The 12,498-nt window shown below is 71.3% G+C and carries 12 protein-coding genes and 1 pseudogene; 5 read left to right on the top strand and 8 right to left on the bottom strand.

Annotated elements, in window-relative coordinates; all coding sequences use genetic code 11:
- Nucleotides 1-513: 513 nt before the first annotated feature.
- From ACIPC1_RS02610 to ACIPC1_RS02590, 5 genes and pseudogenes are all read right to left on the bottom strand, one after another.
- Nucleotides 514-696, bottom strand: a pseudogene (locus ACIPC1_RS02610) (MarR family transcriptional regulator); the annotation flags it as partial.
- 22 nt (nt 697-718) lie between these two features.
- Nucleotides 719-3,067 carry an FdhF/YdeP family oxidoreductase gene (locus ACIPC1_RS02605; protein WP_402512634.1) on the bottom strand — a complete coding sequence of 783 codons (2,349 nt, stop codon included), beginning with the start codon at nt 3,065-3,067 and terminating at the stop codon, nt 719-721.
- Nucleotides 3,068-3,175: 108 nt separating this feature from the next.
- On the bottom strand, nt 3,176-4,120 hold the full coding sequence (locus tag ACIPC1_RS02600) for a Dyp-type peroxidase (protein ID WP_402512632.1): 945 nt from the start codon (nt 4,118-4,120) through the stop codon (nt 3,176-3,178).
- 123 nt (nt 4,121-4,243) lie between these two features.
- Entirely contained in the window at nt 4,244-5,593 is a 1,350-nt protein-coding gene (locus tag ACIPC1_RS02595) for a HEAT repeat domain-containing protein (RefSeq protein WP_402512631.1), read from the bottom strand.
- Nucleotides 5,594-5,619: 26 nt separating this feature from the next.
- On the bottom strand, nt 5,620-6,225 hold the full coding sequence (locus ACIPC1_RS02590) for a GPP34 family phosphoprotein (protein WP_402512629.1): 606 nt from the start codon (nt 6,223-6,225) through the stop codon (nt 5,620-5,622).
- 138 nt (nt 6,226-6,363) lie between these two features.
- Here ACIPC1_RS02590 and ACIPC1_RS02585 point away from each other — a divergent pair, with 138 nt between their 5' ends.
- Genes ACIPC1_RS02585 through ACIPC1_RS02575 form a run of 3 tightly spaced genes read left to right on the top strand, consistent with a single transcriptional unit; the run spans nt 6,364 to nt 8,856 of the window.
- The gene (locus ACIPC1_RS02585; protein ID WP_402512627.1) at nt 6,364-6,834 is read left to right on the top strand and encodes a MarR family winged helix-turn-helix transcriptional regulator; all 471 of its coding nucleotides are present in this window, start codon (nt 6,364-6,366) and stop codon (nt 6,832-6,834) included.
- A 25-nt stretch (nt 6,835-6,859) separates the two neighbouring features.
- On the top strand, nt 6,860-8,266 hold the full coding sequence (locus tag ACIPC1_RS02580; protein ID WP_402512625.1) for an MFS transporter: 1,407 nt from the start codon (nt 6,860-6,862) through the stop codon (nt 8,264-8,266).
- Nucleotides 8,267-8,268: 2 nt separating this feature from the next.
- Entirely contained in the window at nt 8,269-8,856 is a 588-nt protein-coding gene (locus ACIPC1_RS02575) for a hydrolase (protein ID WP_402512624.1), read from the top strand.
- 188 nt (nt 8,857-9,044) lie between these two features.
- On the opposite strand, the gene ACIPC1_RS02570 is transcribed toward ACIPC1_RS02575, so the two are convergent.
- Nucleotides 9,045-9,956, bottom strand: a complete 912-nt coding sequence (locus tag ACIPC1_RS02570) for a ketopantoate reductase family protein (RefSeq protein WP_402512623.1) — start codon at nt 9,954-9,956, stop codon at nt 9,045-9,047.
- 241 nt (nt 9,957-10,197) lie between these two features.
- Here ACIPC1_RS02570 and ACIPC1_RS02565 point away from each other — a divergent pair, with 241 nt between their 5' ends.
- On the top strand, nt 10,198-10,425 hold the full coding sequence (locus ACIPC1_RS02565; RefSeq protein ID WP_402512622.1) for a DUF2277 domain-containing protein: 228 nt from the start codon (nt 10,198-10,200) through the stop codon (nt 10,423-10,425).
- On the opposite strand, the gene ACIPC1_RS02560 is transcribed toward ACIPC1_RS02565, so the two are convergent.
- Nucleotides 10,422-11,048 carry a DedA family protein gene (locus tag ACIPC1_RS02560; RefSeq protein ID WP_402512620.1) on the bottom strand — a complete coding sequence of 209 codons (627 nt, stop codon included), beginning with the start codon at nt 11,046-11,048 and terminating at the stop codon, nt 10,422-10,424. The two genes, ACIPC1_RS02565 and ACIPC1_RS02560, sit on opposite strands and share 4 nt — an antisense overlap.
- 259 nt (nt 11,049-11,307) lie before the next feature.
- On the opposite strand from ACIPC1_RS02560, the gene ACIPC1_RS02555 reads away from it, so the two are divergent.
- Nucleotides 11,308-11,871 (top strand): superoxide dismutase family protein, encoded by a 564-nt coding sequence (locus ACIPC1_RS02555; RefSeq protein ID WP_402512618.1) that lies wholly within the window; start codon nt 11,308-11,310, stop codon nt 11,869-11,871.
- 74 nt (nt 11,872-11,945) lie between these two features.
- Here the strand turns inward: ACIPC1_RS02555 and ACIPC1_RS02550 are convergent, their stop codons facing one another.
- Complete coding sequence (locus tag ACIPC1_RS02550) at nt 11,946-12,410, bottom strand: DoxX family protein (protein ID WP_402513368.1); 465 nt, start codon at nt 12,408-12,410, stop codon at nt 11,946-11,948.
- Nucleotides 12,411-12,498: the final 88 nt, after the last annotated feature.

Raw genomic sequence — 12,498 nt, 5'->3', positions numbered from 1 at the left:
CGCGTCCGCGCGGCGGACGGCCGGTACGGCCTCGTACAGCTCGGGCCCGAGAGCCTCCCGCAGCACTGCCGACTCAGCCAGGCAGGGGGTATGGCTACGGGCGGGCTTTCCCAAGCGGCCGGTGTTTCACCCGGTTGCGACGTCGTCGCGCCGTCCCTTGCCTCGGTCCCGCTCCTGGCCCTTCACGGCAACAACCTCAAGGAGACTCCGGCGAGCGGCCGTTGTCGAAGATGACCCCGTACTCGCCCACGCTCACCGGGACATTGACCCACCGGGCCTTGCCGTCGACGGACGAGGCGTACTGGCAGCGGTGACACCGTACAGCGCCTGGGCCGCCACCTCCGCGTCGATCCGCACGGGTACCGGCTCCGCGATCATGGCTATGCCCAGGGAGAGTTCTACCGGTGCGCACGCAGCCCAACTCCAGCCAGCCGCGCGGGCTGTGGATCCAGCCGATGATCCGGAACACCGGCGGCGCCACCGCTTGACCCGACCTGACCTGTCGCAGTGAACCTCGCTGTCGCGGGTGAGTCGGCCGCGATCAAGGAGGACTTCCGGCTCGGCTGCCAGATCGTCCGCGGGCCTGAGGTAGGAACTCATGGACTGCTGGAGTTCGGGAGTGGTCATTCCGGGGCCGTCGGGCGAGAGATCGTTCTTCGACAGGTTGCGCAGCAGCCAGAACTGGGGCTGGGTGCGGCTTCGTGGCCCGCTCCGGCGCTCAGCCCGCCCGGGTGATGGTGACCTTGACGTGTTTCATGAGGGGCTGGTCGCTCTGGGTGCTGTAGTCGCCGATCGCGCAGAGGACGTTCATCTCCGGCATGTAGCCGGCCGCGCAGCCGCGGGGGATGTCGTACGGGATGGCGAGGTAGCCGTCGAGGTGGCGATGGGTGCCGTCCTTGGCGGTGCTGGTGATGTCGACCGGGTCGAACTCGGAGACGCCGCGCTCGCGCATGTCGTCCTTGTTCATGAAGACGAGCGTGCGCAGGTTCTTGATGCCGCGGTAGCGGTCGTTGTCGGAGTAGATGGTCGTGTTCCACTGGTCGTGGGAGCGCAGGGTGCTCAGCGCCAGGGTGCCGGGGGCCGGGACCACGTCGGGCAGCGGCGCGGCGGAGAACTCGGCGCGGCCCGACGGCGTGAGGAAGACCAGTTCGCGGGCGGGCTGCTTGATCCGGAAGCCGAGCGGCAGGCGTACCCGGCGGTTGAAGTCCTCGAAACCGTCCAGGACCTGGGCCATGGTGTCGCGGATGCGGTCGTAGTCCTCGACGTACCACTCCCACGGGGTGGAGCCGTCCGGCAGGGCGGCGCCGGCCATCCCGGCGATGATGGCGGGTTCGGACAGCAGGTTCCGTGAGGCCGGACGCCGCATGCCGACGGACAGGTGGACCATGCTCATCGAGTCCTCGACCGAGGTGCTCTGGACGCCTCGGCGCTGCTGGTCCTTTTCGGTACGGCCCAGGCACGGCAGGATGAGCGCCCGGCTGCCGTGGACGAGATGGCTGCGGTTGAGCTTGGTGCTCACCTGGACGGTGAGCTCGCACTTGCGCAGTGCCGCGCAGGTGTACGGGGTGTCGGGCGCGGCGAGGGCGAAGTTGCCGCCCATGCCGACGAACACCTTCACGTCCCCGCGGTGCATCGCCTGGATGGTGCCGACGGTGTCCAGACCGTGCGCGGCCGGCGGGTCGATCTCGCAGACCTCGGCGAGCCGAGCCAGGAACTCCTCGGTGGGCCGGTGGTCGATGCCGCAGGTCCGGTTGCCCTGGACGTTGCTGTGCCCGCGTACGGGGGACGGTCCCGCCCCCTCGCGGCCCAGATTGCCGCGTAGCAGAAGGACGTTGACGATCTCCCGGACGGTGTCGACGCCGTGTTCGTGCTGGCTGATCCCCAGACACCAGCTGAAGATGCTCCGGTCGGCGTCGCGGTAGACACGCGCCGTCTTGAGGATGTCGTCCCGCCCGACTCCGGACTGGCGCTCGATCTCCTCCCAGGAGGTCTCCTCGCACCGGGTCCGGTACTCGTCGAAGCCCGTGGTGTGGCGGTCGATGAACTCCTGGTCCAGCGCCTTGGGATCGGTCTCGGCCTGCTCCAGGACCGCCTTGGCGATACCGCGCATGAGCGCCATGTCGCCGCCGATCCGCGGTTGCAGGTTCAGGGTGCTGGTCCGCGTCGACTTGTTCAACGCCATACCCGTGAAGTCGTGCGGCACGATGGTTCGGGTGGCGGCCGCCTCGACCAGGGGGTTGATGTGCACGATCTGGGCGCCACGGCGGTACGCCTCGGCCAGGGCCGTCAGCATCCGGGGCGCGTTGGAGGCCGCGTTGACACCCATGATGAACAGGGCGTCGGTGGCCTCCCAGTCCTTGAGGTCGACGGTCCCCTTGCCGGTGCCCAGCGACGCCCGCAGCGCGCGGCCGCTCGCCTCATGGCACATGTTCGAACAGTCCGGCAGGTTGTTCGTGCCCAGTTCGCGTGCCATCAACTGGTAGAGGAAGGTGGCCTCGTTGCCCAGGCGGCCGGAGGTGTAGAACGACGCCTGATGCGGGCTGTCGAGTGCGCGCAGGGCACCGCCGACCAGCTCGAACGCGTCGGCCCAGCCGATCGGGACGTAGTGGTCCGACTCCGAGTCGTAGACCATCGGTTCGGTGAGCCGGCCCGCGTCCTCCAGGGCGAAGTCGCTCCAGCCGGACAGCTCCGTGACGGAGTGGGCGGCGAAGAACTCCCGGCCGACCCGCTTGTGGGTCATCTCCCAGGTGACGTGCTTGATGCCGTTCTCGCAGATGTCCAGGTGCAGGCCCTTGGTGTCGTCGGGCCAGGCGCAGCCGGGACAGTCGAAGCCCCGGTTCTCGTGGTTCATGCGCATGATCGCCCGGGGCCCGTCCACGAGAGCACGCTCGTGCACCAGAACCTTGGCCACGCTTCTGGCCGCGCCCCAGCCCGCGGCAGGGTGGTGGTAGGGGTGGGAAGACGGATCGCCCTCGGCGGTGGGCCCCACTCGGGGCTCCGGCGCTTCCTGGGGCTCCGGCGCTTCCCGGGGCTCCGGCCGCTCCTGGTCGTCATGGGAGGCAGTCAAGACTCTCACCCTCTCACCGGCCGGGCGTCGTGGACCGGTCCCCGGCACTTCTCCACAGGCTATGCCGGGGACTCGCACGCTGCCACGCCACGCGATCAGGTGACGCGATCAGGTGACGCCTTCGCCGGGAGCGGCGGGCAGGTCGTCGAGGAAGGTCTCCGTCGGCACGTGGAAGAGGCATCCGGTGAGCGCGGTCGAGAAGTCGAGGATGCGGTCGTGCACGCCAGGCCGGTCGCCGAGGAACATGTTCCGCAGCATCCGTTCGGTCACCGCCGGGGTACGGGCGTAGCCGATGAAGTACGTGCCGAACTCGCCGTCGCCGACACTGCCGAAGGGCATGTTCTCCCGCACGATCTTGAGTTCGTTGCCGTCCTCATCGGTGATGACGTTGAGCGCCACGTGGGAGTCGACGGGTTTGACCTCGTCGGGGAGTTCGATGTTGGCCAGCTTCGTCCGCCCGATGACGTTCTCCTGCTCGCCCGACGGCAGGGCGTTCCACGCGGTCATGTCGTGCAGGTACTTCTGGATGATCACGTAACTGCCGCCCTTGAAGGCGTGGTCCTCGTCGCCGATGAACACGGCTTCGACCGCCGTCCCACCCTCCGGGTTCTCGCTGCCGTCGACGAAGCCGAGCAGGTCGCGCTCGTCGAAGTACTTGAAGGCATACACCTCGTCGACGACCGTGACCGCGCCGCTCAGCCGTTCCGCGATCAGCCGCGCCAGTTCGAAGCACAGGTCCATACGACGGGCCCGCACGTGGAACAGGAGGTCGCCCGGCGTGGACGGGGCCCGGTGGCGCTCACCGGTCAACTCCGCGAACGGATGCAGTTCCTGTGGGCGCGGCCCGCTGAACAGCCGGTCCCATGCCGCCGATCCGATGCCGACGACACAGGTGAGCTCGTCGTCGGGCGCGCGGTAGGCGACCGAACGCCGCAGACCCGAGAGGTCTTCCAGCAGATCGCGGACCGTGTCCTCGTGGCCCGGCGTAAGGGTGGCCACCAGAAACAGGGTGGCCCTGGCCGGTGAGACGATCACGGCCTGCGACTCGACCACGAACCGGCCTCCTCATGAGATGCGGAAGTATCTGTCCTGGGCCCTACCGCCGGTCCCACTGGCCATCCTGATCGGTCCGGCAGAAAACCGCGCGGGAACCAGCCCCGACGGTGTCCGTCACCACTACTCGCTGCCCGGGTTCGCCTTCCGCCAACTCCACCGCCAGAGCGCGCTGGACCGGTGGTCGTGCTCGTAGGCGGCTGGGAGAGGCCCCAGTCGCTCGATGGCCTCGGCGGTGCGCGGATCGTCGCAGCGGGCGAGACCGTAGGTGGCCGCCAGGCGTACGAGCAGGTCGTCGTCGTCGAGCAATCCCGCCAAGGCATCGGCGACGGCCGGCGGCAGGTCCTGGACCTCGGCCAGTGTCGAAACGGCCGCACCCCGCGTCTCGGCATCCGGATCCTCGGCCATGAGGAGCAGCGCCCGGGTGATGTCAGGGCGGAGGCCGGCGTCCCGCGAGCCCGCCATGCACGCGCTGAGCCGAACCTGGGTGTCCGGATCGCGTGTGAGGGTGACCAGTGCCGCCCTGGCTGCGGCGCTGCGGGCGACGTAGTCCCTACAGAGGGCGTAGGGCACTTCGTGGCGTACGCGGGGGTCCGGATGGCCGACGTGACGGAGCCCGACGGCCTCCTGGCCGGGATGCTCGTACCCGACGAAGATGTCCAGCACCCTCGCGAGGAGCGCGCTGTCCGTTTCCTCGGCCGCCCAGGTGACCAGGAGTTCGCTCTCCTCCTTCTCGTAGGGATCGGGGCGGTCGAAACACCTGACCGCCCGCGACCGCAGGTAATCCACCACCAACCGGCGGCGCGCCGGGTCGGGGTCGCGGTGCTGGGCCACCACGGCCGACCAGGTCTCATGGCTGAGGCGTTGGCAGAGGATCGAGCGGACGGTCGACCAGTTCACATGGTCCTCGTCCGGCTGCTCGACGGCGCGGGCGATCAGCTCGTCGACGGGGGTCGGGATACGGAAGGCCCACTCCAGCGAGGTCAGGATGGAGCCGTGCCCGGCTCGTACGACGAGACCGCCGAGCGAGACCTGATCGACCCAGTCGTACTCGTCGTCCTGGACCCGGACCGTCGTGGCGGGACCCGGTGCGCCGGTCCTGCGCCGCAACTCCTCGACCGCGCCTGTCTCGTACCAGCCCCGGGCCAGGGCGAGGAGCCGTTCGCGGGTGGCTTCCGGGAGCCGCAGCCGGGGCTCGTCGCCCAGCAACGCCGAGAAGACCGCGGGGGAGCCGCCCTCGATGGCCCGCCACAGTGGCGTGCTCCCGTCCGGCAGCACCCGGTCGGGGTCCGCGCCGCCCACCACCAACGCGCCGGCGACCGGTCCGTCGTACGCCGCCACCGCCACGCACAGCAGCGGCAGTCCGTCCGCGTCCAGCACGTCCGGATCCGCGCCCGCCGCCACCAGGGCGCGCACCGTCTCGGCGTCGCCCGCCCGGACGGCCACCCCGAGCCGACCGTCGCTCTCGCTCATGTCCCCACCCCCCTTGGGCCGACCGTTTACATGCCTCGCCAGATGTTGTCGAAGGCCGCGTCCTCGACACGTTTCCGTTGCCGTACGGCTTCCAGTTCCGTGATGGCGTCGTGCACGGCGGCCAGTACGGTCGCGACCGAGTCGTCGGTGATGGTCGTGGCCTCTTCGGGCCCCGCGTCCTGGATGCCCACGGCGGCCGCGAGGGCGGCGAGGACGGGCTCGCCAGAGGTGAGGCGGTCGGTCGCCCGGCGACGGGCCGGTGAGTCGGTCGGTTCCGGGCGGTCGGTGCGGCCCGGAATCCAGCGGTGGCGGCGTGGGGTGGGCCGGCCCTCCGCTTCCAGGTCGGCGAGATAGGCCGAGGACAGGTCACGGCCCCGCCGCCACAGCCGGTCCTCGACCGACTCGTACGGCTGCTGTCGGACGAGCGACGACGCGGCCTCGTCCAGCAGGCGATCGCCCACGGTCCCCTGCGGGCCGGGCACGATGCGGTCGTCGTCCAGGGTGAGTGCCAGGGCGCCGAGGAGGTCGACCAGTTCGGCTCCCGCGAGGGCCAGTGACAGGTCGCCCTGCTCGACGGGACGAGTGGACGAGACGTCCATGGTGATGATCAACAGGTCCCGCGGTGTGGTCATTTTGGGCTCCATGTCTGAGACATCGGTGACGATACGTCGCCGAGGGGTCGGCGTGCATCCGGACCTGCCAGGAGTTCCTCAGGGAAGGCTGTTCAGTTCAGACTGGACAGTCTGGACTGTAGGAATTAGCTTGGTCGCATGGACGACGACAGCGACGAGGACATGGAGCGTGGCGAGGGCATCTCCGGGTCCGCCGCCCGTGCCGCGCGTGATCTGCGGGTGGCGTTCAGCCGGCTGCGGCGGCGGATCAGGGAGGTCTCCGAGACGGAGGACCTCACACCTTCGCAGGTGTCCGCGCTCACGCTGGTCAGCAAGAGCGGGGCCGCCACGGCCAGTGCGCTGGCGACGGCCGAGGGGGTCCGCCCGCAGTCGATGGCCGCCACACTCGCCGCACTCGACGAGCAGGGATTCGTCGAACGCAACCCGGACCCGTCCGACGGCCGCCGCCAACTCGTCACGCTGACCGCCGCCGGTCGCGAACGCGTCGAGGGCACCCGGCAGGCCCGCGAGGAGTGGCTGGCCCGGGCCTTCCAGGACCACTGCACGGAGGCCGAGCGGCAGACCGTCGTCGAGGCGATGGCCGTACTGGAACGGCTCACCCGCCCGTGAACGCAAGGGAACGGCTCACCCGCCCGTGATACCCAAACTCACCCGCTCCACCCGGCCGCCGCGCGGGGCCCCCGCGGGATTCGACCGGCGGCTCATCGCCCCGATGATCCTCGGTTCCATCCTCAACCCGATCAACTCCTCGATGATCGCGGTGGCGTTGGTGCCGATCGGAGCCGCCTTCGGGGCGCCGGCCTCGGAGACGGCGTGGCTCGTCTCCGCGCTCTACCTCGCCACCGCCGTCGGCCAGCCTGTCGTCGGACGGCTGGTCGACACGTACGGACCCCGTCGCCTCTACCTCATCGGTACGGCACTGGTGGGTGTCGCCGGACTGCTGGGCTCCCTCGCGCCGTCTCTCGGCGTGCTGATCGCCGCCCGGGTACTGCTCGGATTCGGTACGTCGGCCGCGTACCCCGCGTCCATGTCCCTCACCCGGAGCGAGGCCGAGCGCACCGGGCAGGACAGCCCGGCCGGTGTCCTGACCGCGCTGTCGGTCGCCAACCAGACCGTCGTCGCCATCGGCCCCACCCTGGGCGGACTGCTCATCGGTGCGGGTGGCTGGCGCGTCATCTTCACCGTCAACGTCCCGCTCTCGCTGGCCTGTCTGGTGCTCGGGGCGCTGCGGCTCCCGAAGCACCGGCTCAAGGCACCGCGTACGAAGCAGGCCGTGGACCTCGTGGGCATGGTCCTGTTCGCCGCGATGCTCGTCTCGCTGATGGTGTTCCTGATGAAGCCGGAGATCGCCGACCTGTATCTGCTCGGGGTGACGGCGGCCGCGGGAACCGGGCTCGTCCTGCGGGAACTCCGCGTCGCGGAGCCCTTCATCGATCTGCGGGTACTCGGCGGCAACCTGCCCATGCTGGCCACCTTTCTGCGCCAGTTCCTGAGCTTCACCGCCGTCTACGGCTTCCTGTACGGCTTCCCGCAGTGGCTGGAGGAGGGCGGCGGGCTGCACGCGTCCGCCGCCGGACTGCTCCTGCTGCCGCTGTCGTTGAGCGCGCTGGCCGTCTCCGCCGCCACCGGACGGCGTGAGGACGTCCGCGCCAAGCTCGTCGTCGGCGGCCTCGTACAGATCGCCGCCTGTTCGCTGCTGCTGGTGGTGGGCTCCGGCAGCCCCGTCTGGCTGCTCGCCGCCGTCGGCGTCCTCATGGGGGTACCGCAGGGCCTCCTCGGCCTCGCCAACCAGAACGCCCTCTACCGGCAGGCCGACCCCGCACGCATCGGCTCCGCCGCCGGGCTGCTGCGCACCTTCACCTACCTCGGCGCGATGGGTGCCTCCGCCGCCACCGCGACCTTCTTCGCCCACGGCGCCGACTCCCACGGGCTGCACGACCTGGCCCTGTTCATGCTCGCCGGAGCCGTACTGCTCCTGGCGGTGACCCTCCTGGACCGTTCCCTCCGCACCATCACCCCCGTTCCTCGAAAGGCCTCCTGATCATGGCTCTCAGCACGCTCGACCCCCGTACCGCGCTCGTCCTCATCGACCTGCAGAAGGGGGTCGTCGGGCACCCGGCCCTCACCCCGTACCCCGCCGCCGAGGTCGTGGAGCGCGCGGGCGAACTCGCCGACGCCTTCCGTGGCCACGGCCTCCCCGTGGTCCTCGTACGGGTCAGCTTCGCCGCGGACGGGGCGGACGCCGCACCCGGCCGCACGGACGGCGGCACCCAGCCCCGCAGCTGGCCGGAGGGCTGGGACGTCATCGTCGACGAGCTGGCCGGGCGCCCCGAGGACATCACCGTCACCAAGCGGAACTGGGGAGCCTTCCACGGCACCGACCTCGATGTGCACCTGCGCCGCCGGGGGATCACTCAGATCGTGCTGGGCGGCATCGCCACCAGCATCGGCGTGGAGTCCAGCGCCCGCGCCGCCCACGAACACGGCTACCACGTCACCCTCGCCACCGACGTCATGTCCGACCTCGACCCCGACAGCCACCGCAACAGCGTCGAGCGGATCTTCCCCCGCCTCGGCGAGACGGGGACGTCCGCCGAGATCGTCGAGCTGCTGGCGAAGACCCGCCCCTGACGAGACCCCAGGGGCACGGGTCGGCAACACCCGCCCCCGGGGTCGGGTCGGGTCGGGCGTCTCGTCTCCGCCGGGGAAGAACAGCGACATCATGGGCCAGCGCGGCGCCCTGGAGGTCTGCGGGTCAGTGGCCCGTCGCCCCTGAGGGGCAGAGGGCCAGCAGCCAGTCGCCCCTGAGGGCCCGCGGGTCAGCGGCCCGCCATCGCCAACTCCCGCACCAGCCCGCTCGCCACCGGTACAGGCACCCCGTACCGCTCGGCCGCCCGCAACAACGCCCCGCCGATCGCGTCCAGTTCGAGCGGGAGGCCCGCTTCGGCGTCGCGCTGCATGGAGGACTTGGCGGCGGGCGGGAAGGAGTCGTAGCGGGCGAGGGCGGCTGCCGGGTCGGCCGGAGCGCCGCACGCCGCGCTGACGGCCGCCGTCTCCTCGACCAGCGCCGCCAGTTCCTCGCGGTGGAGGGTGCGTACGTCACCCAGGGGGAGCCCGTACCGGGTGGTCAGCAGGGCGAACGGGGCGAGGAAGGACATCTTCGCCCACAGCGTCGCCGCCTCGCCGTCCTGGACGCGGGTGCCGAGCCCGGCCCCCTCCAGCGCGCCCGCGAGTGCGTCCAGCCGTTCCCGCTCCACCGTCTCGCCGGTCAGGTCGACCTCCGCGAAGGGGCTGCCGTGTTCGATCAGCCCCGGTGCCACGCGAGCCGACTCCACGCGGATCACCGCGGGGGCCACCCGGTCGGGGCCGTAGCGCTCGCGCAGGGCCGCCGGGTGTTCGACACCGTTCAGGAACGGTACGAGCAGCCCGGCGCCCGGCGCCTTCACCGGGACGCGCTCCAGGGCCGCCTCCAGCGCCGTGGCCTTGACCGCGATCAGACACGCGTCGACGGGCTCACGCAGCTCGGTGTCCGCCTCGACCCGCGCCGTGAAGTCGCCGAAGTGCCCGCTGCGTACGCGGATGCCGCCCGCGCCCAGAGTCCGCGCGGTCTCGTCCCCCGCCAGGCAGATCACCCGGTGCCCGGCGCGGGCCAGCAACGCGGCGAGCAGACCGCCGACGCCGCCGGGGCCCAGTACCGCGACGGTCATACGCGTGACTTGTGCTGTCTCCATGGTGGTTCGATCCTCTCGCCGGTCGGCCCCCGGGAAGGGTGGCCGCCTCGGAGCGGATCATCGCAGCCGGTACGGACCTGTCGATACCCCAGGGACGGAGACGGGGACGACAGCCGCGGCCCGCCGCAACCGCCAGACCGGGCGCCGGCGTGGGCGTGGGACCGGGCGCCGGCGTGGGCGTGACACCGGGCGTCGGCGTAAGCGCGAGACCGGACATCGGCGTACGCGCGACACTGGACGTATGTGCCGCAGCATCAAGACACTCCGTCCGCCCGTGATCCCCGAAGAGGCCACCGAGGAGGAGATCCGCGCCGCCGCCCTCCAGTACGTCCGCAAGGTGTCCGGCTTCCGTGCCCCCGCCGCCCACAACCGTGCGGTCTTCGACCAGGCCGTCGAGGCGATCGCGGCGGCCACCGCCGAACTCCTGGACGGCCTGGAAGTACGCGGGGCGGCAGCCCACAGCGCCTAGGCGCCGCTGCCCGACTCCGCAGGCGCGGGCCGTCGCATCAGATACGCCGCGCCGGCGCCCGCGCCGAACAGCGCCACGAGCGAAACCCCCGTGGCGAGCCATGTCGTGCCCAGCCACTGGCCGCCGAAATAGCCGAGGGCGACGCTGTACACGGCCCAGGACAGGCCCGCGAGGATCGACCAGGGCAGGAACTCGCGGACGCGGCGATGGGCGGCGCCGGCGCCGAGTGAGACGACCGAGCGGCCGGCCGGGGCGAAGCGGGCGACCACGACCAGCGGGCCGCCGCCTCGCGCGAGGGCCGCGCCGAGACGTTCCTGCGCACTGGTCAGGCGGCGGGAGCGGGCGATGGCCCGGTCCAGACGCTCGCCGCCGCGCCAGGCCAGGTGGTACGCCACCAGGTCGCCCAGGACGGAGGCGGTGGCCGCGGACAGGATGAGGAACAGGATGTCGGGCACCGCCTGCGGTACTTCGCCGGTCGCGGAGCCCGCCGCCGCGGCGGTCGCGGCCATGATGACCAGCACGCCACTCGGCAGCACCGGCAGGAAGACATCGAGCAGGACCGAGGTGGCCACCGCCACGTAGATCCATGGGCCGCCTGTCAGCAGCCCCACACTTTCCAGCACCCGCAACACTCCCCTGTACTTCCCCCCGTAGGCACAACCACGCCGCGGCGTAGCGGGGAGCGGCAGGGCGGCCTGTGACAGCCATACAGCGTACGCCGCGGGTGTGACAGGAGTTCCACGGGGGGCTCGTGGGTCTCTCACACCACGTTCACCCGGCTGCCGCCTCCGCGCGGCGCACCGCGCCGACTTCCCGTACCAACGAAAGGGAGATCGATTCGGCGGGGGTGCGCAGCACAAGCCCAAGAGGAGTTGGACAGCGATGGTGGCAGGCATATTCGTCGGCGTTCTGGCGTCGGCCCTACTGGCGTCGGGCGGCAGCGGCACGGCCGCGCCCGACGGCTACTGGATGAAGACGGACGCGCGGTTCGCGCCGCCCACCGCCTTCGTCCCGTCGGCGGCACTGACGTACGACACGACGCTCGTACCCGCGGCCGCCCGGATCGAGGTGAGCCAAAACACCGAGGCGAGTGGCGCCACGACCGTACGGCTGAAGGTGGAGGGCCTGATGGCGGGGCACGTGTACGGCGTGCATGTGCACCAGAAGCCGTGCGGCACCGAGCCGGCCGCCGCGGGCGGGCACTACCAGCACCGCAAGGACCCCGTGCAGCCGCCGACGGACCCGGCCTACGCCAACGCCGACAACGAGGTCTGGCTCGACTTCACCGCCGACGACCGCGGCGACGGCGGGGCGAGCGCCCGGCACGACTGGAACTTCAGGCGCGGTGAGGCCTCCTCCGTGGTGCTGCACTCCGCGCCGGGCATGGCCGGCTCCAGGGTGGCCTGCTTCACCGTGCCGTTCGGGTGGGGGGCCGGGACGGGCTGAGCGGGTACGACGGTCGACGGCGCCCGTCCCTCGTACGCCTTCGTACGAGGGGACGGGCGCCGTCCTGCAAGTGATCAGGCCGGGACGGGCTCCGAGGCCCGCTCGTCCGCCGAGTCCGCCGAGTTCGAGCCCGAGGACGTGCGGGAGGCGAGGATGCGGTCGAGGCCGAGGGCGCCGGAGCCGGTGAAGACCAGCAGCAGGAAGGCCCAGCTGAACATCGCCGAGGCCTCACCGCCGTTCTGGATGGGCCACAGGGCGCCCGACTGGTGGACGTCGAAGTACGCGTACGCCATCGAACCCGAGGCGATGAACGCGGCGGCGCGGGTGCCGAGGCCGAGCAGTACCAGGATGCCGCCGACGAACTGGATGACGGCCGCGTACCAGCCGGGCCAGGTGCCGGCGTCGATGCTGCCGCCGCCCATCGCGCCCCCGAGGACTCCGAAGAGCGAGGCGGCGCCGTGGCAGGCGAAGAGGAGGCCGACGACGATGCGGAACAGGGCGATGGCGTAGGGCTGGGCGCTGTTGAGGCGTCCGGACAGGCCGGGTCTCATGGGGTCTCCTTCGGTCAGGGCCGGTCCGGTGGGACGGACCGGTCGTGGGGACGGAACCGAGTGAGCCCCTTACGGT

It is taken from the genome of Streptomyces sp. NPDC087263, from assembly GCF_044744645.1.
Classification (GTDB): Bacteria; Actinomycetota; Actinomycetes; order Streptomycetales; family Streptomycetaceae; genus Streptomyces.
This window is presented reverse-complemented; position numbering and strand designations above follow the sequence as displayed.